The 21,531-nt window shown below is 70.6% G+C and carries 16 protein-coding genes; 8 read left to right on the top strand and 8 right to left on the bottom strand.

The features are described from left to right. Positions 1–49 precede the first annotated feature (49 nt). On the bottom strand, positions 50–3,187 hold the full coding sequence (ileS, locus tag AB0E91_RS18835) for an isoleucine--tRNA ligase (protein ID WP_361782691.1): 3,138 nt from the start codon (positions 3,185–3,187) through the stop codon (positions 50–52). Between the two features lie 718 nt (positions 3,188–3,905). Here ileS and AB0E91_RS18830 point away from each other — a divergent pair. The 5 genes from AB0E91_RS18830 (at position 3,906) to AB0E91_RS18810 (ending at position 8,872) form a co-directional block, all read left to right on the top strand. Continuing rightward, entirely contained in the window at positions 3,906–5,021 is a 1,116-nt protein-coding gene (locus AB0E91_RS18830) for a TraR/DksA family transcriptional regulator (RefSeq protein ID WP_361782688.1), read from the top strand. Between the two features lie 67 nt (positions 5,022–5,088). Then, positions 5,089–5,700, top strand: coding sequence for a signal peptidase II (gene lspA, locus AB0E91_RS18825; protein WP_361782685.1), 612 nt, complete (start codon positions 5,089–5,091; stop codon positions 5,698–5,700). A gap of 80 nt (positions 5,701–5,780) precedes the next feature. Further along, on the top strand, positions 5,781–6,725 hold the full coding sequence (locus tag AB0E91_RS18820; RefSeq protein ID WP_361782682.1) for an RluA family pseudouridine synthase: 945 nt from the start codon (positions 5,781–5,783) through the stop codon (positions 6,723–6,725). Further along, complete coding sequence (locus AB0E91_RS18815; protein WP_361782679.1) at positions 6,722–7,189, top strand: GNAT family N-acetyltransferase; 468 nt, start codon at positions 6,722–6,724, stop codon at positions 7,187–7,189. The genes AB0E91_RS18820 and AB0E91_RS18815 overlap by 4 nt, the downstream gene beginning before the upstream one ends. A 96-nt stretch (positions 7,190–7,285) precedes the next feature. Further along, a complete protein-coding gene (locus AB0E91_RS18810) occupies positions 7,286–8,872 on the top strand; it encodes a Na+/H+ antiporter (protein ID WP_361782676.1) in 1,587 nt (528 codons plus the stop codon). A 13-nt stretch (positions 8,873–8,885) separates the two neighbouring features. Here the strand turns inward: AB0E91_RS18810 and AB0E91_RS18805 are convergent, their stop codons facing one another. Beyond that, positions 8,886–9,992: a mechanosensitive ion channel domain-containing protein gene (locus AB0E91_RS18805; protein ID WP_361782673.1), complete on the bottom strand. Its 1,107-nt coding sequence runs from the start codon at positions 9,990–9,992 to the stop codon at positions 8,886–8,888. Between the two features lie 112 nt (positions 9,993–10,104). On the opposite strand from AB0E91_RS18805, the gene AB0E91_RS18800 reads away from it, so the two are divergent. Beyond that, positions 10,105–10,674, top strand: a complete 570-nt coding sequence (locus tag AB0E91_RS18800) for a dienelactone hydrolase family protein (RefSeq protein ID WP_361782670.1) — start codon at positions 10,105–10,107, stop codon at positions 10,672–10,674. Positions 10,675–10,737: 63 nt separating this feature from the next. On the opposite strand, the gene AB0E91_RS18795 is transcribed toward AB0E91_RS18800, so the two are convergent. The 5 genes from AB0E91_RS18795 to AB0E91_RS18775 all read right to left on the bottom strand — a co-directional run bounded on the left by AB0E91_RS18795 (position 10,738) and on the right by AB0E91_RS18775 (position 15,941). Further along, on the bottom strand, positions 10,738–11,088 hold the full coding sequence (locus AB0E91_RS18795; RefSeq protein WP_361782667.1) for an SH3 domain-containing protein: 351 nt from the start codon (positions 11,086–11,088) through the stop codon (positions 10,738–10,740). 114 nt (positions 11,089–11,202) lie between these two features. Then, complete coding sequence (locus AB0E91_RS18790; RefSeq protein WP_361782664.1) at positions 11,203–12,873, bottom strand: alkaline phosphatase D family protein; 1,671 nt, start codon at positions 12,871–12,873, stop codon at positions 11,203–11,205. An 80-nt stretch (positions 12,874–12,953) separates the two neighbouring features. After that, entirely contained in the window at positions 12,954–13,763 is an 810-nt protein-coding gene (locus tag AB0E91_RS18785; protein ID WP_361782661.1) for a thioredoxin domain-containing protein, read from the bottom strand. Positions 13,764–13,857: 94 nt separating this feature from the next. After that, positions 13,858–14,547 (bottom strand): hypothetical protein, encoded by a 690-nt coding sequence (locus tag AB0E91_RS18780; RefSeq protein ID WP_361107953.1) that lies wholly within the window; start codon positions 14,545–14,547, stop codon positions 13,858–13,860. A 68-nt stretch (positions 14,548–14,615) separates the two neighbouring features. Further along, positions 14,616–15,941 carry a DUF2252 domain-containing protein gene (locus tag AB0E91_RS18775; RefSeq protein WP_361782657.1) on the bottom strand — a complete coding sequence of 442 codons (1,326 nt, stop codon included), beginning with the start codon at positions 15,939–15,941 and terminating at the stop codon, positions 14,616–14,618. 256 nt (positions 15,942–16,197) lie between these two features. On the opposite strand from AB0E91_RS18775, the gene dnaE reads away from it, so the two are divergent. Further along, positions 16,198–19,737 carry a DNA polymerase III subunit alpha gene (gene dnaE / locus AB0E91_RS18770; protein WP_361782654.1) on the top strand — a complete coding sequence of 1,180 codons (3,540 nt, stop codon included), beginning with the start codon at positions 16,198–16,200 and terminating at the stop codon, positions 19,735–19,737. A gap of 93 nt (positions 19,738–19,830) precedes the next feature. Here dnaE and AB0E91_RS18765 read toward each other — a convergent pair whose 3' ends face one another. Next, positions 19,831–20,007: a hypothetical protein gene (locus AB0E91_RS18765; RefSeq protein ID WP_361782651.1), complete on the bottom strand. Its 177-nt coding sequence runs from the start codon at positions 20,005–20,007 to the stop codon at positions 19,831–19,833. Between the two features lie 225 nt (positions 20,008–20,232). On the opposite strand from AB0E91_RS18765, the gene AB0E91_RS18760 reads away from it, so the two are divergent. After that, positions 20,233–21,465 (top strand): NYN domain-containing protein, encoded by a 1,233-nt coding sequence (locus tag AB0E91_RS18760; protein WP_361782648.1) that lies wholly within the window; start codon positions 20,233–20,235, stop codon positions 21,463–21,465. Positions 21,466–21,531 lie beyond the last annotated feature (66 nt).

The raw sequence follows: 21,531 nt of genomic DNA, 5'->3' as shown, positions 1-21,531 counted from the left end.
AGGCCCGGTTCCCCCCTCCGAGGGGAACCGGGCCTTCGTGCGTGGGGTGTTACGCCTTGCGCAGGCGGAACGTCAGAGACAGGCTCTCGTCCGTGAAGGCGTCGCCGTAGGTCCCGTCCGCCTCGCCCTGGGCGAAGTCGGTCGCGAGGACCTCCTCCGCGATCAGGCCGGAGTGCTCGGAGAGGGCGGCGGTCACCGCCGGGTCCGTGGCGGTCCAGCGCAGGGCGATGCGGTCGGCCACGTCCAGGCCGCTGTTCTTGCGGGCCTCCTGGATCAGCCGGATCGCGTCACGGGCGAGGCCCGCCCGGCGCAGCTCCTCGGTGATCTCCAGGTCCAGCGCCACCGTGGCACCGGAGTCGGAGGCCACCGACCAGCCCTCGCGCGGGGTTTCGGTGATGATCACCTCGTCCGGGGCGAGCGTGACGATCTCGCCGTCCAGCTCCACCGATGCGGTGCCCTCGCGCAGCGCGAGCGAGAGCGCGGCGGCGTCGGCGGCGGCGACCGCCTTCGCCACGTCCTGCACCCGCTTGCCGAACCGCTTGCCCAGCGCGCGGAAGTTGGCCTTGGCCGTCGTGTCCACCAGCGAGCCGCCCACCTCGGAGAGCGAGGCCAGCGCGGCCACGTTCAGCTCCTCGGTGATCTGCGTGTGCAGCTCCGGGTCCAGCGCGTCGAAGCCCGCGGCACCGACCAGCGCGCGCGAGAGCGGCTGACGGGTCTTGACGCCCGACTCGGCACGCGTGGCGCGGCCCAGCTCCACCAGGCGCCGTACCAGGACCATCTGCTTCGACAGCTCCGGGTCGATCGCGGACAGGTCCGCCTCCGGCCAGGAGGACAGGTGCACGGACTCGGGAGCGCCCGGGGTCACCGGCACGACCAGGTCCTGCCACACCCGCTCGGTGATGAACGGGGTGATCGGGGCCATCAGCTTGGTGACCGTCTCCAGCACCTCGTGCAGCGTGCGCAGCGCGGCCTTGTCGCCCTGCCAGAACCGGCGGCGCGAGCGGCGCACGTACCAGTTGGACAGGTCGTCCACGAACGCGGAGAGCAGCTTGCCCGCGCGCTGGGTGTCGTACGCCTCCAGTGCCTGGGTCACCTGGTCGGTGAGCGCGTGGAGTTCGGACAGCAGCCAGCGGTCCAGGACCGGGCGGTCGGCCGGGGCCGGGTCCGCCGCGCTCGGCGCCCAGCCGGAGGTGCGGGCGTACAGCGCCTGGAAGGCGACCGTGTTCCAGTACGTGAGGAGCGTCTTGCGGACGACCTCCTGGATGGTGCCGTGACCGACGCGGCGGGCCGCCCACGGAGAACCACCGGCCGCCATGAACCAGCGCACCGCGTCCGCGCCGTGCCGGTCCATCAGCGGGATCGGGTCCAGGGTGTTGCCCAGGTGCTTGGACATCTTGCGGCCGTCCTCGGCGAGGATGTGGCCGAGGCAGACCACGTTCTCGTACGACGACTCGTCGAAGACCAGGGTGCCGACGGCCATCAGCGTGTAGAACCAGCCGCGGGTCTGGTCGATCGCCTCGGAGATGAACTGGGCCGGGTAACGGCTCTCGAACAGCTCCTTGTTCTTGTGCGGGTAACCCCACTGCGCGAACGGCATCGAACCCGAGTCGTACCAGGCGTCGATGACCTCGGGCACGCGCGTGGCCGTGTCGCCGCACTCGGGGCAGGGGAAGGTCACGTCGTCGATGTACGGACGGTGCGGATCGAGGGAGGACTGGTCGGTGCCGGTCAGCTCGGTCAGCTCGGCGCGGGAGCCGACCACGGTCAGGTGGTCGTTGTCGCAGCGCCAGATCGGCAGCGGCGTGCCCCAGTAGCGGTTGCGGGAGAGCGCCCAGTCGATGTTGTTGCTCAGCCAGTCGCCGAAGCGGCCGTGCTTGACCGTCTCGGGGAACCAGTTGGTCTTCTCGTTCTCCGCGATCATCCGGTCCTTGACGGCGGTGGTGCGGATGTACCAGGACGGCTGGGCGTAGTAGAGCAGCGCGGTGTGGCAGCGCCAGCAGTGCGGGTAGCTGTGCTCGTAGGGCAGGTGGCGGAAGAGCAGGCCGCGCTCGCCGAGGTCCTCGGTCAGCTTCTCGTCGGCCTTCTTGAAGAAGACGCCGCCGACAAGGGGCAGGTCCTCCTCGAAGGTGCCGTCGGGGCGGACCGGGTTGACCACGGGCAGGCCGTAGGAGCGGCAGACCTTGAGGTCGTCCTCACCGAAGGCGGGGGCCTGGTGGACCAGACCGGTGCCGTCCTCGGTGGTCACGTAGTCCGCGTTCACCACGAAGTGCGCGGGCTCCGGGAACTCGACCAGCTCGAAGGGCCGCTGGTAGGTCCAGCGCTCCATCTCGGCGCCGGTGAAGGACTGCCCGGTGGTCTCCCAGCCCTCGCCGAGCGACTTGGCGACCAGCGGCTCCGCGACGACGACCTTCTCCTCGCCGTTGGTGGCGACGACATAGGTGACGTCCGGGTGCGCGGCGACCGCGGTGTTGGACACCAGGGTCCACGGGGTCGTCGTCCACACCAGGAGGGACGCCTCGCCGGCCAGCGGGCCGGAGGTGAGCGGGAAGCGGACGTAGACCGAGGGGTCCACGACCGTCTCGTACCCCTGCGCCAGCTCGTGGTCCGAGAGGCCGGTGCCGCAGCGGGGGCACCAGGGGGCGACGCGGTGGTCCTGGACCAGCAGATCCTTGTCGAAGATCTGCTTGAGCGACCACCAGACCGAGTCGATGTACTCGGGGTCCATGGTGCGGTACGGGTTCTCGAGGTCCGTCCAGTAGCCCATGCGGTTGGTGAGCTCGGCGAACGCGTCGGTGTGCCGGGTCACCGACTCGCGGCACTTGGCGTTGAACTCGGCGATGCCGTACGCCTCGATGTCCTGCTTGCCGGAGAAGCCCAGCTCCTTCTCGACCGCCAGCTCCACGGGCAGGCCGTGGCAGTCCCAGCCGGCCTTGCGGCCCACGTGGTAGCCGCGCATGGTGCGGAAGCGGGGGAAGACGTCCTTGAAGACGCGGGCCTCGATGTGGTGGGCGCCGGGCATCCCGTTCGCGGTGGGCGGGCCCTCGTAGAAGACCCACTCGGGGCGGCCCTCGGACTGCTCCAGGCTCTTGGCGAAGATCTTCTGGTCGCGCCAGAAGTCGAGCACGGCGTGCTCAAGCGCGGGCAGGTCGACCTGGGCGGGCACCTGGCGGTACGTCGGCGCTGTCATCTGCGAGCATCCTCCAACGGAACTTGCTGCCTTCCGTCGGAGGGACGAGAGCGTTCTTCCTGTTCACGCCATGTGCGGCGCGCTCCCGCGGTACCACCCTCCTTGGCCCGCCGCCGGTGTTCGTCCGGTGGTGAGCCCCCTCATTGGGGTCGCGAAGCCGGCTCTACTCGCCCCTCGCGGGACTTTCTTCCGGCGGCTCCGGGGTGATCTTCACATCGCGCTCGCCACCGGGCTCCCACCGTCCCCGGCTCGCTCTGGGCTGCTGACGACGCTACTCGTCCCCATCCACGCTTCTCGCTCCGCCCAGTGTACGGCGCCGGGCGGACAGCGGCCGACCGGTTTTCCGGCGGGCGGCGAGGGCGCGGGCGGTGACCCGAATGGCCAGTCCGCCGGGACGCGCGTCAGGGCGCCGTCCCCTGGGCGGATTACCCGCCGGGGAGCTGGGCACAACGGATGCAGGTCTGCTGCGCGGGGGGTGCGGGGCGGGCGAATCGGGCGGCGTGCCCCGTTGCCGCGGGACTCAAGTCGATTTATCGTCCCAGCACGATTCGCGTGCAAGATCACAATATGTGAAGGGGCCGCGGCCATGGTGGCGAAGAAGACCGCCGGTACCTCCGGTGGCTCAGCGGGAACCCTTGCCGGTGTCGGGCCGCCGGGGCAGGTCGGCCGACGTCTGCGGGCGGCCTCGGGAGGCGGCGGGGCGGCGAAGAAGGCGTCCATGAAGAAGGCCGACGGGAAGACGGCCGGCGGGAAGACGGTCGACGGGAGGGCGACTGCCGGGAAGAAGGCTGCCGGGAAGAAGGCCACGGGGAGGACGGCCGCCGGTAAGGATGCGGCCGACGAGAACGTCTCCCAGGAGAAGTCCGTCAGGAATTCCCGGGAGAAGCCCGCCAAGAAGGCGGCCGCCCGCAAGACGGCTGCCGGTAAGACGCCTGTCGGCGAGAACCCCGTCGACAAGACCCCGGCGAAGAAGTCCACCACCAAGAAGGCCACCACCAAGAAGGCTCCCGCGAAAAAGGTCGCCGCGGAGAAGGCCCCCGCGAAGAAGCGGGCGGCCGCCACCGGGAAGACCGCCACTGCCAAGCGCACCACTGCCAGGAAGACCACCACGGGCCGGAAGAAGACGGGCGGCGAGACGGTGACTGCTGAGAAGACGGCCGCCATGGCGACAGCCACCGAGGCGGCGCCCCCCGAGGGCACCACGGCCGCGAAGGCCACCAAGAAGACCGCCGGCGCGGCGGCGAAGAAGACAGCCGAGAAGGCGGTCAAGAAGACGGCGGCGAAGAAGGCCGCGGCCAAGAAGACCGCGGCCAAGAAGACCGGTGCGGCACGGGCCGCCGGGCAGACGGGAGCCACGAGGGTGGTTGCGAAGAAGACTCCTGGCACGGCCACCGCGGAGCAGTCCGCCGTACCCAGGGCGAGGCCCGCCGCCGTCCCCGGCGAGCTGGCGGTACGCCCCGGCGAGGACCCCTGGACCCCGGAGGAGGTCGAGGAGGCCCGCGCGGAGCTGACCGGCGACGCCGACCGGCTCCGCGAGGAGATCAGCTCCTCCGCGACCGCGCTCGCGGGCCTGATGCGGGACAGCGCGGACGGCGCGGGCGACGACGAGGCCGACACCGGCACCAAGAACATCACGCGCGAGCACGAGATGGCGCTCGCCGCCAACGCGCGCGAGATGCTGACCCAGACCGAGCGCGCCCTGGAACGGCTGGACGCGGGCACCTACGGTCTGTGCGAGAACTGCGGCAATCCCATCGGAAAGGCACGGATGCAGGCGTTCCCGAGGGCCACCCTGTGCGTGGAGTGCAAGCAGAAGCAGGAACGGCGCTCCTGAGCGAGGGCGTACGCCGGGGCGTGCCGTAGTCTCGTCGTCAGTCAGGCACCTAGGTTGAGGGACTCACGTGGCAGAGGCGGAGCGCATCATCGGTACGCCGGACACCCCGGAAGACAGCGGCGAGCGGCCCGGTGCGGCCGCCGCGGCGACCGGGCCCGGCACGGACGGACAGGACGCCGCCCGGCGGACCGGACGCGGGCGCCGGATCGCCGTGCTGTTCGCGGTGGCAGCCTTCGCCTACGCCCTCGACCTGGTCAGCAAGCTTCTCGTCGTCGCGAAGCTGGAGCACCACGCCCCGATCCAGCTGATCGGCGACCTGCTGGAGCTGCACGCCATCCGCAACCCCGGTGCCGCCTTCGGCTTCGGCGCCGCCTTTACGATCATCTTCACGGTGATCGCGGCCGTCGTGATCGCGGTGATCATCCGCCTGGCCCGCAAGCTCTACAGCACCCCCTGGGCCATCGCGCTCGGCCTGCTGCTCGGCGGTGCCCTCGGCAACCTCACCGACCGCATCTTCCGGGCCCCCGGCGTCTTCGAGGGCGAGGTCGTCGACTTCATCGCACCCAAGGGCTTCGCGGTGTTCAACCTGGCCGACTCCGCGATCGTGTGCGGCGGCATCCTGATCGTGCTGCTGTCCTTCCGGGGCCTGGACCCGGACGGCACCGTCCACAAGGACTGACGGCCCCGGCGAGGGCAGGACGGCCCGGGTTTTCCACAGGCTCGTTCGGTGCCCTCGCACCCGTCCGGCATACTCGACGGGTGAGCACGATTCCCGAGATCCGAACCCTGCCCGTGCCCGACGGCCTGGAAGGCGAGCGTGTCGACGCCGCCATCTCCCGGATGTTCGGCTTCTCCCGCACCAAGGCGGCGGAGCTGGCCGCGGCCGGCAAGGTCCAGGTCGACGGCGCGGTGGTCGGCAAGTCGGAGCGGGTGCACGGCGGTGCCTGGTTGGAAGTCGAGATGCCGCAGGCGCCCGCCCCCGTCCAGATCGTCGCGGAGCCCGTCGAGGGCATGGAGATCGTGCACGACGACGACGACGTGGTCGTCATCGTCAAGCCGGTCGGCGTGGCCGCGCACCCCTCGCCCGGCTGGACCGGCCCGACCGTCATCGGCGGCCTCGCCGCCGCCGGGTACCGGATCTCCACCTCCGGCGCCGCCGAGCGCCAGGGCATCGTGCACCGGCTCGACGTGGGCACCTCGGGCCTGATGGTCGTCGCCAAGTCGGAGCGGGCGTACACCTCGCTCAAGCGCCAGTTCAAGGAGCGCACGGTCGACAAGCGCTACCACACGCTGGTCCAGGGCCACCCCGACCCCATGAGCGGCACGATCGACGCCCCCGTCGGCCGCCACCCCCAGCACGACTACAAGTGGGCGGTCACCGCCGAGGGCAAGCCCTCCGTGACGCACTACGACCTCATCGAGGCATTCCGCGCCGCCTCCCTGCTCGATGTGAAGCTGGAGACCGGCCGCACCCACCAGATCCGCGTCCACATGTCGGCCCACCGCCACCCCTGCGTCGGCGATCTGACCTACGGCGCCGACCCCACGCTCGCCAAGCGGCTCAAGCTGCAGCGCCAGTGGCTGCACGCGGTCCGGCTCGGCTTCGAGCACCCGGCGGACGGCCAGTGGGTCGAGTTCGAGAGCGAGTACCCCGAGGACCTGCAGCGGGCCCTCGACCTGGTCCGGGAGGAGACCTACGCGTGAGCGCGCCGTACACGGTCCGGGTCGCCGAGGGACCGGCCGACCGCGAGTCCTGCTTCGCGGTCCGCAAGGAGGTCTTCGTCGCCGAACAGGGCGTCCCCGAGGACCTCGAGTACGACGCCCATGACGCGGACGCCGTGCACGTGCTCGCGGCCCGCGACGACGGCACCCCGCTCGGCGCCGGGCGCCTGCTGCACGGCGAGGCGGCCATCGGGCACACCGGCGCGGACGCCTCGGTGGGCTCGCTCGGGCGGCTGGCCGTCACCCGCGCCGCGCGCGGCCTCGGCGTCGGCGCGGCCCTGGTGCGCGCCGTGGAGGACGCGGCCCGCGCGCTCGGCCTGAGCGCCGTGGACCTGCACGCCCAGACCCACGCCCTCGGCTTCTACGAGCGCCTCGGGTACACGCCGTACGGGCCGGAGTTCATGGACGCCGGGATACCGCACCGGGCGATGCGCCGCGCCCTGTAGGCATCTCCCGCCCGCCGGGTCGGACCCCGGCTCCGGCCGGGCGGCGTGGCAGTCTTGAGCCTTGCGGTGTGATCGCGGACTCCCGGAGCGCTCGACGTGGATCAGCTGGCCCTGTTGTTCGTGATGCTGCTCGCGGCCCTGGTGAGCGTCCCGGTGGGGGAGTACTTCGGCCTGCCGGCGCCGGTGCTGATGACCCTGTTCGGCGGGGTCCTCGCGGTGCTCGACTTCGTGCCGACCGTCGACATCCCGCCGGAACTCATCCTGCCCGCGCTGCTGCCCCCGCTGCTCTACGCCGCCGTACGCCGCACCTCCTGGCGGCAGTTCGCGGCCAACAAGCGCCCGATCTTCCTGCTCGCCGTCGCGCTGGTCTTCGTGACCACGGTGTGCGTGGCGGCCGTGGCCCATGCCATCGTGCCCGGGCTGCCCGTCGCCGCCGCGGTGGCGCTCGGCGCGTTGATCGCCCCGCCCGACCCGGTCGCCGCGACCGCCGTCGCCGGACAACTCGGACTGCCCCGCCGCCTGGTGTCGATCCTGGAGGGGGAGGGGCTCTTCAACGACGTCACGGCGATCGTGCTCTACCACGTGGCCATCGCCGCCGCGATCAGCGGGGAGTTCTCGCCCTGGGGCGCGGGGCTCGACCTGGTGCTCTCCGCCGTGGTCGCGGTCGTCGTCGGACTGGTCCTCGGCTGGGGCGCCAACAAGCTGATGGACCTGCTCGGTGACGCCACCCTCCAGATCGGGCTCACCCTGCTCGTGCCGTACGCCTCGTACGTGCTGGCCGAGGGGCTGCACGGCTCCGGGGTCCTCGCGGTGCTCACCACCGCGCTGTTCCTCGCCGAGTACGCCACCGACGCCGACGACGTGATGACCCGGCTCGCCGGGCACACCTTCTGGGACATCATCGACACGCTCGTGACCGGCGTGGCCTTCGGACTGATCGGCCTCGAACTCCACAACGCGATCCGCACCGCCTCGGGCCGCTGGGGCGAGCTGCTCGGCTGGGCGGCGGCCGTCGCGGCCACCGTGATCCTCGTACGGCTGCTGTGGCTGATGCCCGCGACCTGGCTCACCAAGCGGCTGCACGCCCGGCGCGACTACGACGAGGACATCCCGGTCGGCTGGCGGGAGACGGTCGTGATGTGGTGGTCCGGGATGCGCGGGGTGGCGTCCGTGGCGCTGGCCCTCGCCGTCCCGCTGAGCACGAAGGCCGGTGCGCCCTTCCCGGACCGGGACGTCATCGTCTTCATCGCCTTCGGGGTGATCATCGCCACTCTGGTGCTCCAGGGACTGACGCTGCCCTGGCTGGTGCGCAGGCTCGGGGTGCGGGCGGACTCCGAGCGGGAGAAGGAGTTCGAGACCGAGCTGGCGGTGCGCGCGACCAAGGCCGCGCGGCGCCGGCTGCGGGAGATCGAGCAGGTCGAGGAGCTGCCCGAGGAACTGTCGGAGCAGATGCTGCGCCGCGCCTTCGACATCGGCATCCGGATCAGCCCCGACATGGGCGAGGAGGAGCGCCGCGAGGCCCACAAGCAGCGGGCCCGGCGGCTGAAGCGGGTACGCAAGATCCAGGCGGAGATGATGAGCGCGGCCCGCCACGAGGTGCTGGCCGCGCGCAGCGAACCGGGTGCCGATCCGGAGATTGTTGACCGGGTGCTGAGGCACCTGGACGTGCGCAGCCTGCGCTGAGCCGGAAGCCCCGCTAACCCCGGCCGGTGCGCGGGAACTCGTAGGCGTGGCGCAGGGTCTTGCGGTCCGGGGACGGGATCTGGTCCGGGGCGGGCACCGCGTCGGCGGTGTTGACGCGGGGGAGGGCGTAGGGGTGCTCGGTGCGCAGCCAGGAGATCATCCGCTCGCGGACCGCGACCCGCACCGTCCAGATGTCGTCCGCGTCCTTCGCGGTCACCAGGGCGCGCACCTCGATGGTGTTCGGGGCCGTGTCCGTCACCACCAGACTGTGCGCGCGGCTGTCCCAGGCGGGGCACGCGCGCAGGATGTCCCGCAGCCGCTCGCGCATCGCCTCGACCGGCGCGCTGTGGTCGAGCTGCCAGAAGACGGTGCCGGTCATCTGCGGGGTGCCCCGCGACCAGTTCTCGAAGGGCTTGGAGGTGAAGTACGAGACCGGCATGGTGATCCGGCGCTCGTCCCAGGTCCGCACGGTCAGGAAGGTCAGGGTGATCTCCTCCACGGTGCCCCACTCGCCGTCCACGACGACCGTGTCCCCGATGCGCACCATGTCGCCGAAGGCGATCTGCAGCCCGGCGAACATGTTGGCCAGCGTGGACTGCGCGGCCACACCGGCGACGATGCCGAGCACACCGGCCGAGGCCAGCAGCGAGGCACCGGCCGCGCGCATCTCCGGGAACGTCAGCAGCATCGCGGCCACCGCCACCACCCCGACGATCGCGGACACCACCCGCATGATCAGGGTCACCTGGGTCCGCACCCGGCGCACCCGCGCCTGATCCCGGTTCGCGCGGGCGTAGCGGCTGTACGAGGTCTCGACGACGGCCGCCGCGATGCCGATCACCAGCCAGGCGATCGAGCCGATCAGCACCAGGGTCAGCGTCTGCCCGATGCCCACGCGGTGTCCCCGGAGCGCGGGCACCTGGGCGAAGGTGCCTCTGAGCAGCGCGGCCAGCAGCACCAGTTGATAGGGGATGCGGCAGCGGCGCAGCAGGCCCCACAGCGGGGTCTCGCCGTGCTGTTCGTCGGCCTTGCGCAGCAGCACGTCGGTGCCCCACCCGATCAGCACGGTGAGGACGACGCAGCCGCCGACCACGATCAGGGGTCGGATGTCGTTCTCCATGCGGGTGCGCCTAACCGCGAGACGCCGTCATGAACCTGCGTGTTCCCCGGTGGAGCGGGTAGGGGGCCGTGCCGGTACGGGGGTTCGGGGCCCCGGCTGGCACCATGGGGCCATGAACATCATGCTCTTTCACTCCGTCCTCGGGCTCACTCCCGAGGTGCGCGACGCCGCCGACCGGCTGCGCGCGGCCGGCCACGAGGTGTGGACGCCGGACCTCTTCGAGGGGCGCACCTTCGACACGGTCGAGGAGGGCATGGAGTTCAAGGAGGAGGTCGGCAAGGAGGAGGTCCTGAAGCGGGCGGTGCTCGCGGCGGCGCCCTACTCCGAACGCGGCCTGGTCTACGCCGGGTTCTCGCTCGGCGCCTCCGTCGCCCAGACGCTGGCCCTCGGCGACGAGAAGGCACGCGGGCTGCTGCTCCTCCAGGGCACCTCGGACATCGCGCCGACCGCGCACGTGGACGAGCTGCCGGTCCAGCTGCACGTCGCCGAGCCGGACCCGTTCGAGACGGACGACTGGCTGAGCGCCTGGTACCTCCAGATGGGCCGCGCCGGTGCCGACGTCGAGGTCTACCGCTACCCCGGCGCCGGTCACCTCTACATGTTCCAGGACACCCCGGACTACGACGCCGAGGCCACCGAGGCCACCTGGCGGGTGGCGCTCGGCTTCCTCGACAGCCTGTAGCGGCTTCGGCGGAGCCGGACAGGCCCGGACCGCGCAGACGCACGCGCGGTCCGGGCCGAGTGCTCAGCCGGGGAAGCACTCCTTGGGCGGGTGGACCAGCGACTGGAAGTGCCCGGAATAGACCCAGCCCGTCGGCTGGGAGTCGTAGATCCTGAACCACAAGGCGCCCGAGGGCGTCTTGGTGGTCGAGCACTGGATCCGCAGGGTCGTCCCGGCCTTCTCCACGCGGTACCGCGTGGAGGAGCTCGTCGGCTGGGCGTAAACGGGGGCGCCGTGCTGGTCCAGCACCGTCAGATTGACGAACGCCGGTGCCGCCGAGGCCTCCTGCGCCTGGCCGACGAGGGCGATCCCGGCCGCGGTCATGGCGGCCGCGAGGAGCGCGGTCTTCTTCAAGGCGCCTTGGGGGGTGGCCATGTGTCTCCCGTCTCGATGTAGGTGACGGGGCGTCACCTACATCGTCAGATGCAAAGATCGTCGTACCGGTTGTTTCCGGGTACCGGTTTCCTTCCGGCCCGCCGTGACGAACGGCTACACCGGGTCGTACGTCCGCTCGACGCTCTGCGTGCCGCTGCGGGTGCGGTACGAACGTGCCCACGCGGAGGTCGCGTTCGGGTCCGAGCGGTCGGAGACCACGTAGTAGTCCATCTGCGCGCGGTCGGCGGTGATGTCGAGGACGCCGTAGCCGTGCCGGTCGGTGTCCACCCAGTGGACGTGCCGGTTGGCGGCCCTGATGACCGGCGCGGCGAGCGCCGACACCGTGCCCTCGGGGACCTTCACGATGTCGTCGAGGTTGTCCGAGGTGAGCGAGGTGACCACGAACTCGGTCGCGGCGGACGCCGAGAGCGGATAGGTGCCCGCGTCGTACGGCACGTCGTTGGCCCACGCCATGTGGATGTCACCGGTCAGGAAGACGGTGTTGCCGATGGCGTTGGTCCGCAGATGGGCGAGGAGTTCGCGGCGGTCGTCGGTGTAGCCGTCCCACTGGTCGGTGTTGAGGGCGATGCCCTCCTGCGGCAGGCCGAGCAGCTTGGCCAGCGGCTTGAGCAGGTCGGCGGAGAGCGAGCCCACCGAGAACGGCGAGATCATCACCGAGTTGCCGACCAGGCGCCACTTGGTGTCGGACGCCTTGAGCCCGGCCTTCAGCCAGTCCAGCTGGGCCCGGCCGGTGAGCGTGCGGTCCGGGTCGTCCACCGTGCCGCTCGCGGTGGCCGCCTGCTGGGAGCGGAAGGAGCGCAGGTCGAGCAGGGAGAGATCGGCCAGCTTGCCGAAGCGCAGCCTGCGGTAGGTGGTGCCCGCGACGGCCGGGCGGACCGGCATCCACTCGAAGTACGCCTGCTTGGCGGCGGCCTGACGTGCCGACCAGGTGCCCTCGGCGCCCTCGGTGTGGTTGGAGGCGCCCCCGGACCAGGCGTTGTCCGCGAACTCGTGGTCGTCCCAGATCGCGACGACCGGCGCCTTCAGGTGGAGGGCCTGGAGGTCGGGGTCGGTCTTGTACGTGGCGTGCCGGACGCGGTAGTCGGCCAGGGTGAGGATCTCGTGCGTGGGGGCGTGCGGGCGGACGACCTTGTCGCGGGTGCCGTACTGGCCGGTGCCGTACTCGTAGATGTAGTCGCCGAGGTGCAGCCAGGCGTCCAGGTCGCCGCGGGCCGCGAGGTGGCGGTAGGAACTGAAATAGCCTGCCTCCCAGTTGGCGCAGGAGACCACGCCGAAGCGCAAGCCCGCGACGTTCGCGTCGGGGGCCGGGGCGGTGCGGGTGCGGGCGACGGGGGAGTCGGTGCCGCCGGAGGAGAAGCGGAACCAGTAGTCGGTGGCGGGCGCGAGGCCCCGGATGTCGGCCTTCACGGTGTGGTCGGCGGCGGCCGTCGCGGTGGTCGATCCGGTGGCGACGACCGAGGTGAGCGCCTTGTCCCGGGCGACGACCCAGCTCACGTCGGTGTCGGGGCCCACCCCGGAGCCGGGCAGCGCCTCGGGCGTGGGGGTCACCCGGGTCCACAGCAGCACGCCGTCGGGCAGCGGGTCGCCGGAGGCCACGCCGTGCGCGAAGACGGGAGCGGCGGAGGCGGCGCGCGCGGGGAGCGCGGCGGCGAGCGGCCCGGCGAGCGCGGCGGTGGCGGCAGCGGCCTTGACGACGCTACGGCGGCTGGGCGCAAGGGAGTTGAGGGCCTGGGCGGCCGCGAGAGGTCTCGATGGTCTGGTCACGGCCGATCAGGCTACTGATCGGTAAGCGAAAGAGCGGGCGAACTCCGAAAGTTCGCCCGCTCTTCATTCGGGAAAGGGGGTCAGCCCTTGAGGGCCGCGCCCACCACCTTGTTGAAGTCGTCCACCGTCAGAAGCGGGCTGCCGCCGTTGAGCTGCTTGCCGTCCATGACGAAGCCCGGCGTGCCGGTCACGCCGTCCTTGTTGTCGTCGAACGTCTTCGACATGCGCATCGCCCAGGCGTCGTAGGTGCCCTTCTCCACCGCGTCCCGGAACGCGGTGTTGTTCTTCAGTGCCGGGACGGTGTCCGCGACCTTGATGAGGTAGCTGTCGTCCTTGAACTTGTCGGCCGTCTCGTCCGGGTGCCACTTCGTCGAGTACAGCGCGGACTTGTAGTCGAGGAACGCCTGGGGGCTGACGTTCAGCGCGGCGCCCAGGGCGCTCAGCGCGTTCTTGGAGCCCTCACCGTTGTCGTGGCTGTCGATGAACGTGGCGCCGACGTACTGGAACTTGAACTTGCCGTCGTCGATGTCCTTGTGCACGGTCGTGCCGACCTTCTGCTCGAACTCGGCGCACACGGGGCAGCGCGGGTCCTCGAAGACCTTGAGCGTCTTCTTGGCGCTGTCCTTGCCGATGACGACCGTGGTGCCGTCCTTGCCGGACGTGTTGGCCGGCGCGACGACCTTGGCGGTCTTGGCCGCCTCCCAGGCGCTCGGCTTGTTCGCCTGGACGACGGCGTAGCCTATGCCGCCCGCCGCGGCCAGCACCGCGATCGCCGACACGGCGACGACGATCTGCCGCTTGACCTTGGCCCGCTTGGCCTCGCGCTCGCGCTCCTGGCGCAGTCGCTCGCGGGCCGCCGTCTTCGCCGCCTGGGTGTTCCGGTTGCTCATGGTGTGATCTCCATAGGGATGCGCACATGACGTGCTCAGGGCACAGCTGCGCGGGGATACGTGTGGGCAGCCGAGTCGTGCTCGGCTCCGCCCCTCAGGGGCAGGCGAGGGCGGGCGGGCAGGGAGGGCCGCGTCGTCCCAGGGAGTGCGTGAGAAGGAGGCCGCGCGGGACCGCCGGGCGCGGCCGGGGGCGCGGGGCACGGTGGGCCGGGGCCGGGCGGACCGCCACGGCGGCCACCGCGAGCAGCAGCGGGCGGAACGTGGTGGCGGCCGCCGCGCGCAGCAGCGCGGCGAGGGCGTGCTCGCCCCGCCGCAGCCAGGCGGCGGCCAGCAGCCCGACCGCGATGTGCGCGGCGAGCAGCAGCCAGGCGGTGGCCGGGGCCGGGTGCGCGAGCGGCGCGGCCGCCCGCGCGGGCACGCCGGTCAGCCGGGCCAGCGGGGTACCCAGCGTTCCGCCCCGGCACAGCAGGTCGAGGCCGAAGGCGTGCAGCGGGCCCGCCACCGGGCCGCCCGCGCGGCCGTAGCAGGCGTGCTGCCCGGTGGTGAAGACCGTGTCCGCCGCCAGCTCCAGCGGGACCAGCAGGGCCGCGATCCGGCCGAAGCCGCGCTCACGGCCCGCCAGCGCGTACGCCGCGAGGAACACCCCGGCGGCGACCGTGAGCACGGTCGCCGCCGGCAGCGGGGTCCGGGACAGCAGGACGTGCGACGCGGCGGCGAGCGTCACGGTGAAGGCCGTGAACAGCGCCGCGCGCACGGCCCTGAGCTGAGTCCCGGATATGTCCATGGTGAGAGGAGAGTCTGTCACGTACGCGGTGAAGGGGACCTCAAAGGTCCCGGGCGGAGCCGGGAAGGTTACAGCCCCGGAATCCGGCCGTTGCGGAACAGGTCGAGGAAGATCTGGTGGTCGCCGCGGGCGCGGGCGCCGTAGGTGTGGGCGAAGTCCACCAGGAGCGGGGCGAAGCTCTCCTCGTCGGCCGCGAGGGCCGCGTCGATGGCGCGCTCGGTGGAGAACGGCACCAGCGACTCGCCCGACTGGTCGTCGGCGGCCGCGTGCATGGTGGCCGTGGCCCGGCCGAGGTCGGCGACGACGGTCGCGATCTCCTCCGGGTCGTCGATGTCGCCCCAGTCCAGGTCGACGGCGTACGGCGAGATCTCGGCGACCAGCTGGCCCGCGCCGTCCAGCTCGGTCCAGCCGAGCCACGGGTCGGCGTGCGCCTGGAGGGCGCGCTGGGAGATCACCGTGCGGTGGCCCTCGTGCTGGAAGTAGTCACGGATCGCCGGGTCGGTGATGTGCCGGGAGACGGCCGGGGTCTGGGCCTGCTTGATGTAGATCACCACATCGTTCTCCAGGGCGTCGGTCGCGCCTTCGAGGAGGACGTTGTACGACGGCAGCCCGGCCGAGCCGATGCCGACGCCGCGCCGCCCCACGACGTCCTTCACCCGGTACGACTCTGGGCGGACCAGGCTGCTCTCCGGCAGCGTCTCCAGATAGCCGTCGAAGGCGGCCAGGACCTTGTAGCGGGTGGCCGCGTCGAGCTCGATGGAGCCGCCGCCCGGCGCGAAACGGCGCTCGAAGTCGCGGATCTCACTCATGGACTCGAGGAGCCCGAACCGGGTCAGCGAGCGGGCGTCACGCAGCGCGTCGAGGAGCGGACCCTCCGCGGTGTCCAGCGTGAACGGCGGCACCTCGTCGCGCTTGGCGCCGGTGGCCAGCGCGTGGATGCGCTCGCGGTAGGCGGCCGCGTAGACCGTGACCAGCTCGGTGATCTGCTCGTCGCTGAGCGCCTTGGCGTACCCGATCAGCGCGATCGAGGCGGCGAAGCGCTTGAGGTCCCAGGTGAAGGGGCCGACGTACGCCTCGTCGAAGTCGTTGACGTTGAAGACCAGACGGCCGTTGGAGTCCATGTACGTGCCGAAGTTCTCGGCGTGCAGATCACCGTGTATCCACACGCGCGAGGTGCGCTCGTCCAGGTACGGGCCGCCGCGCTTTTCAGCGTCCAGGTCGTGGTAGAAGAGGCACGCCGTGCCCCGGTAGAAGGCGAAGGCGCTCGCCGCCATCTTCCGGAACTTCACCCGGAACGCGGCCGGGTCGGCGGCCAGGAGCCGGCCGAAGGCGGTGTCGAAGACGGCGAGGATCTCCTCGCCGCGCTGCTCGTCGCTGAGCTGGGGAACCGACATCGCGGGATGCCTCCTGGTGCTGGTGCGGTACATGCGAAAAATGCGGGAACGGCCACGGCGCGCTTCCCCCGTCTCCAACGGGCGACGCGGCGCGGGAGTGCCCGGTTCCCGATGAAGGTACGTGGACGGAACCCGGGAGTGTCAGTCCCGGGGCATAGACTTCTTCGCTGTCCCCCTGCCGTCCCACCCGTCGCCCGACCACCGCCCCTCAACGAGGCGCTTGCGCGCCGCCCCCGCTTTATCTGGAGGCCAAACCGTGTCGAAGCCGCCCTTCACGCACCTGCACGTTCACACCCAGTACTCGCTGCTGGACGGTGCCGCGCGGCTCAAGGACATGTTCAATGCCTGCAATGAGATGGGCATGACACACATCGCCATGTCCGACCACGGCAACCTCCACGGCGCGTACGACTTCTTCCACTCCGCGAAGAAGGCCGGAATCACCCCGATCATCGGGATCGAGGCGTATGTCGCCCCCGAGTCCCGGCGCAACAAGCGCAAGATCCAGTGGGGCCAGCCGCACCAGAAGCGGGACGACGTCTCCGGCTCGGGTGGTTACACCCACAAGACGATGTGGGCGGTGAACAAGACCGGCCTGCACAACCTCTTCCGGCTCTCCTCCGACGCGTACGCCGAGGGCTGGCTGCAGAAGTGGCCGCGCATGGACAAGGAGACCATCGCGAAGTGGTCCGAGGGCATCGTCGCCTCCACCGGCTGCCCCTCGGGCGAGGTGCAGACGCGGCTGCGCCTCGGCCAGGAGAAGGAGGCGCTCCAGGCCGCCTCCGACTACCAGGACATCTTCGGCAAGGAGCGGTACTTCCTGGAGCTGATGGACCACGGCATCGACATCGAGCACCGGGTCCGCGAGGGTCTCCTGGAGATCGGCAAGAAGCTCGGCATCCCGCCGCTGGTCACCAATGACTCGCACTACACCTACGCGCACGAGGCGAGCGCCCACGACGCCCTGCTGTGCATCCAGACCGGCAAGAACCTCTCCGAGCCCGGCCGCTTCAAGTTCGACGGCACCGGCTACTACCTGAAGTCCACGGACGAGATGTACGCCATCGACTCCTCGGACGCCTGGCAGGAGGGCTGCGCCAACACGCTCCTCGTGGCCGAGATGGTCGACACCACGGGCATGTTCGAGGCCAAGAACCTCATGCCCAAGTTCGACATCCCCGAGGGCTACACCGAGGTCACCTGGTTCAAGGAGGAGGTCCGCCTCGGCATGGAGCGCCGCTTCCCCGGCGGCATCCCCGACGACCGCCAGAAGCAGGCCGACTACGAGATGGACACCATCATCTCGATGGGCTTCCCCGGCTACTTCCTCGTCGTCGCCGACTTCATCATGTGGGCCAAGAAGCAGGGCATCGCCGTCGGCCCCGGCCGAGGCTCCGCGGCCGGCTCGATCGTCGCCTACGCCATGGGCATCACCGACCTCGACCCCATCCCGCACGGCCTGATCTTCGAGCGGTTCCTCAACCCCGAGCGCATCTCGATGCCCGATGTCGACATCGACTTCGACGAGCGCAGGCGCGTCGAGGTGATCCGGTACGTGACGGAGAAGTACGGCTCCGACAAGGTCGCCATGATCGGCACCTACGGCAAGATCAAGGCCAAGAACGCCATCAAGGACTCCGCGCGCGTGCTGGGCTACCCGTACGCGATGGGTGACCGGCTCACCAAGGCGATGCCCGCCGACGTCCTCGGCAAGGGCATCGACCTGAACGGCATCACCGACCCCTCGCACCCGCGCTACAGCGAGGCCGGCGAGATCCGCGGCATGTACGAGAACGAGCCGGACGTCAAGAAGGTGATCGACACCGCCAAGGGCGTCGAGGGCCTGGTCCGGCAGATGGGTGTGCACGCCGCCGGCGTGATCATGTCCAGCGAGACCATCACCGAGCATGTCCCGGTCTGGGTGCGGCACACCGACGGCGTGACCATCACACAGTGGGACTACCCGAGCTGTGAATCGCTCGGCCTGCTGAAGATGGACTTCCTGGGCCTGCGCAACCTCACGATCATGGACGACGCCGTCAAGATGGTGAAGGCCAACAAGGGGATCGACATCGATCTCCTGAGCCTCCCGCTCGACGACCCGAAGACCTTCGAACTGCTCCAGCGCGGCGACACCCTCGGCGTCTTCCAGTTCGACGGCGGCCCCATGCGCTCTCTGCTGCGTCTGATGAAGCCCGACAACTTCGAGGACATCTCCGCCGTCTCGGCGCTCTACCGTCCCGGCCCGATGGGCATGGACTCGCACACCAACTACGCCCTGCGCAAGAACAAGCTCCAGGAGATCACGCCGATCCACCCCGAGCTGGAGGAGCCGCTCAAGGAGGTCCTGGACGTCACCTACGGCCTGATCGTCTACCAGGAGCAGGTGCAGAAGGCCGCCCAGATCATCGCGGGCTACTCGCTCGGCGAGGCCGACATCCTCCGCCGCGTGATGGGCAAGAAGAAGCCCGAGGAACTGGCGAAGAACTTCGTCCTCTTCCAGGGCGGCGCCCGCAAGAAGGGCTACAGCGACGAGGCCATCCAGGCGCTGTGGGACGTGCTGGTCCCGTTCGCCGGCTACGCGTTCAACAAGGCCCACTCCGCCGCGTACGGCCTGGTGTCCTACTGGACCGCCTATCTGAAGGCCAACTACCCGGCCGAGTACATGGCCGGACTGCTGACCTCCGTCAAGGACGACAAGGACAAGTCGGCGGTCTACCTCAACGAGTGCCGCCGCATGGGCATCAAGGTGCTCCCGCCGAACGTCAACGAGTCGGAGTCCAACTTCGCCGCCCAGGGCGACGACGTGATCCTCTTCGGCCTCTCCGCGGTGCGCAACGTCGGCACCAACGTGGTCGACGCGATCATCCGGGGCCGCAAGGCCAAGGGGAAGTACCTCTCCTTCCCGGACTACCTCGACAAGGTCGAGGCCGTCGTCTGCAACAAGCGCACCACCGAGTCACTGATCAAGGCCGGCGCCTTCGACTCGATGAACCACACCCGCAAGGGCCTCACCGCGCAGTACGAGCCGATGATCGACAACGTGGTCGCGGTCAAGCGCAAGGAGGCCGAGGGGCAGTTCGACCTCTTCGGCGGCATGGGCGAGGAGGCGAGCGACGAGCCCGGGTTCGGACTCGACGTCCAGTTCACGGACGACGAGTGGGACAAGACCTATCTCCTCGCCCAGGAGCGGGAGATGCTCGGCCTCTACGTCTCCGACCACCCGCTCTTCGGCCTGGAGCACGTGCTCTCCGACAAGGCCGACGCGGGCATCTCCCAGCTGACCGGCGGCGAGCACTCCGACGGCGCCGTGGTGACCATCGGCGGCATCATCTCCGGCCTCCAGCGCAAGATGACCAAGCAGGGCAACGCCTGGGCCATCGCCACCGTGGAGGACCTCGCGGGCTCCATCGAGTGCATGTTCTTCCCGGCCACCTACCAGCTCGTCTCGACCCAACTCGTCGAGGACGCCGTGGTGTTCGTCAAGGGACGGCTCGACAAGCGCGAGGACGTGCCGCGGCTCGTCGCCATGGAGCTCCAGGTGCCCGACCTGTCCAACGCGGGCACCAACGCGCCGGTGATCCTCACCATCCCGGCCACCCGCGTCACCCCGCCCATGATCAGCCGCCTCGGCGAGATCCTCAGCCATCACAAGGGCGACAGCGAGGTCCGCATCAGGCTCCAGGGACCGCACAAGACCACGGTGCTGCGCCTGGACCGGCACCGGGTCAAGCCCGACCCGGCGCTCTACGGCGACCTGAAGGTGCTGCTCGGCCCGTCCTGCCTGGCGGGCTGAACACACCGGGTACGGAAGTGAAAAAGGGGCGCACCCCATGGGGTGCACCCCTTCTTCATGTGCTCGCAAGGCTCACATGCCCTTTAAAAGCACTCAGTTGTGCCCGAAGCGCTTGTTCTGCTTGCGGGCGTGGTCCGAGGTGCCGCCGATGCCCTGCGCGGCGGACTCGTGCGCCTCGGCCGCCTGCCGCTGCGAGTTCTCCGGGGCCTGCTCGGCCTGGGACGAGCGGCTCTTCGGGCCGGTCTGCTTGCGGTTCTTGTTCTTGGCCATGGGGATCTGCCTCCTGAAGGGGGTCTAGGGGCCAGGGCCGTCATCAGATTCACATACGCTGACATCAATCGCATGTCGGATAATTACCGTCTGTGACAGGGGTGGTGGGGGCGTGGGCGCCGGAAACGCCACGCCGAAGATCGAGTTCGGGCCGTTAACCCCCGGGCGGTCGGGCAGACTCGAAGGAAGTCCGAAGCAAAACCTCCGGGGAAGAGGGTGAGTCGCGTGGACCGCTGCATCGTCCTGGTGGACGCCGGGTATCTGCTGGGTGCCGCCGCCAGCCTCCTCGCCGGTGAACCCTCGCGGTCCCGGATCACCGTCGACCACCCCGCGCTGATCCAGGCCCTGCGCGAGCGCGCCGAGGCCGAGACCGGGCGCCCCCTGCTGCGCATCTACTGGTTCGACGGCGCCCCCGACCGGGTGCCGCAGCCCGAGCACCGCAGGCTGCGCGTGATGCCCCGGGTCACCGTCCGGCTGGGCGCCCTGACCCGTACCGACGGACGCTGGGCGCAGAAGGGCGTCGACGCGGCCATGCACGCCGAGCTGACCGAGCTGGCCCGCAACCGCGCCTGTTCCGACATCGTCCTGGTCACCGGCGACGGGGATCTGCTGCCCGGCATGATGGCCGCCAAGGAGCACGGCGTCGCCGTCCACCTGTGGGCCGTGCAGGCCGCCGACGGCGACTACAACCAGTCCGAGGACCTGGTCGCCGAGGCCGACGAGCGCCGTGTCCTCGACCGCGCCTGGATCATCCAGGCCGTCCGCGCCAAGGACTTCACCGGAGTCTGCGCCCCGCCGCCCCCGCCCCGCCCCGACATCGCCGCGATCCTCTCCGCCCCGCTGCCCGACTCCGCGCTCGCCCCCGCCGGGGAACGTGCCGACGAGGAGACCGCCCACCCGCACCCGGTGGGAGGGCCCGCCCGCAACGGCACCGAGGAGCGGCCCAGCGCCCCCAAGGGCGTCCCCACCCCCAAGGACCTCGCCGCGCTGCGCGCACCCGGCGTACCCGCCCCGCATCCCGCGCAGCACCCGGCCGGCGCGACGCTGCGCTGGTCCTCCGACAAGGGCTGGGTGGACCGCCCCGCCACCCCCGCCGAGCCGCCCGAGGTCGCCTCCATGCCGACGCTCGCCCAGCTCACCACCGCCGAGCAGCGCTGGGCGGACCGCGAGGAGGACATCACCACCGTCGGCGGCGATCCGTACGAGGTCGGCCAGGTCTTCGCCCGCCGCTGGATGTCCCGGCTCGGCGACCAGGGCCATCTGCACCGGCTGTCCTCGATGTACCCGCGCATCCCGCACCGCATCGACGGCGAGCTGCTGCGCTACGCCGCCCGCTTCGGTCTGCTCGCCCACAAGGACGACCAGATCGACGAGCACGACCGTTACGCCATCCGGGCGGGCTTCTGGCGGGAGTTCGACGTCCCGGCGGCGGCCGCCGACGCCCCGGCCGGGGAGTGAGCCGGGCCTGAACCGGGGGATGCCGAGATGAGGTGCCCCAAAGACGAGTAAAGGGTCCGCACCCCG

Source organism: Streptomyces sp. NPDC026659 (assembly GCF_040638245.1).
Lineage (GTDB): Bacteria > Actinomycetota > Actinomycetes > Streptomycetales > Streptomycetaceae > Streptomyces.
This window is presented reverse-complemented; position numbering and strand designations above follow the sequence as displayed.

Bases quoted from the DNA above. Each gene is read 5' to 3' on its own strand.
- ileS (WP_361782691.1), bottom strand. From the start codon at position 3,187: ATGACAGCGCCGACGTACCGCCAGGTGCCCGCCCAGGTCGACCTGCCC.
- AB0E91_RS18830 (WP_361782688.1), top strand. From the start codon at position 3,906: ATGAAGAAGGCCGACGGGAAGACGGCCGGCGGGAAGACGGTCGACGGG.
- AB0E91_RS18805 (WP_361782673.1), bottom strand. From the start codon at position 9,992: ATGGAGAACGACATCCGACCCCTGATCGTGGTCGGCGGCTGCGTCGTC.
- AB0E91_RS18800 (WP_361782670.1), top strand. From the start codon at position 10,105: ATGAACATCATGCTCTTTCACTCCGTCCTCGGGCTCACTCCCGAGGTG.
- AB0E91_RS18795 (WP_361782667.1), bottom strand. From the start codon at position 11,088: ATGGCCACCCCCCAAGGCGCCTTGAAGAAGACCGCGCTCCTCGCGGCC.
- AB0E91_RS18785 (WP_361782661.1), bottom strand. From the start codon at position 13,763: ATGAGCAACCGGAACACCCAGGCGGCGAAGACGGCGGCCCGCGAGCGA.
- AB0E91_RS18780 (WP_361107953.1), bottom strand. From the start codon at position 14,547: ATGGACATATCCGGGACTCAGCTCAGGGCCGTGCGCGCGGCGCTGTTC.
- AB0E91_RS18775 (WP_361782657.1), bottom strand. From the start codon at position 15,941: ATGTCGGTTCCCCAGCTCAGCGACGAGCAGCGCGGCGAGGAGATCCTC.
- AB0E91_RS18765 (WP_361782651.1), bottom strand. From the start codon at position 20,007: ATGGCCAAGAACAAGAACCGCAAGCAGACCGGCCCGAAGAGCCGCTCG.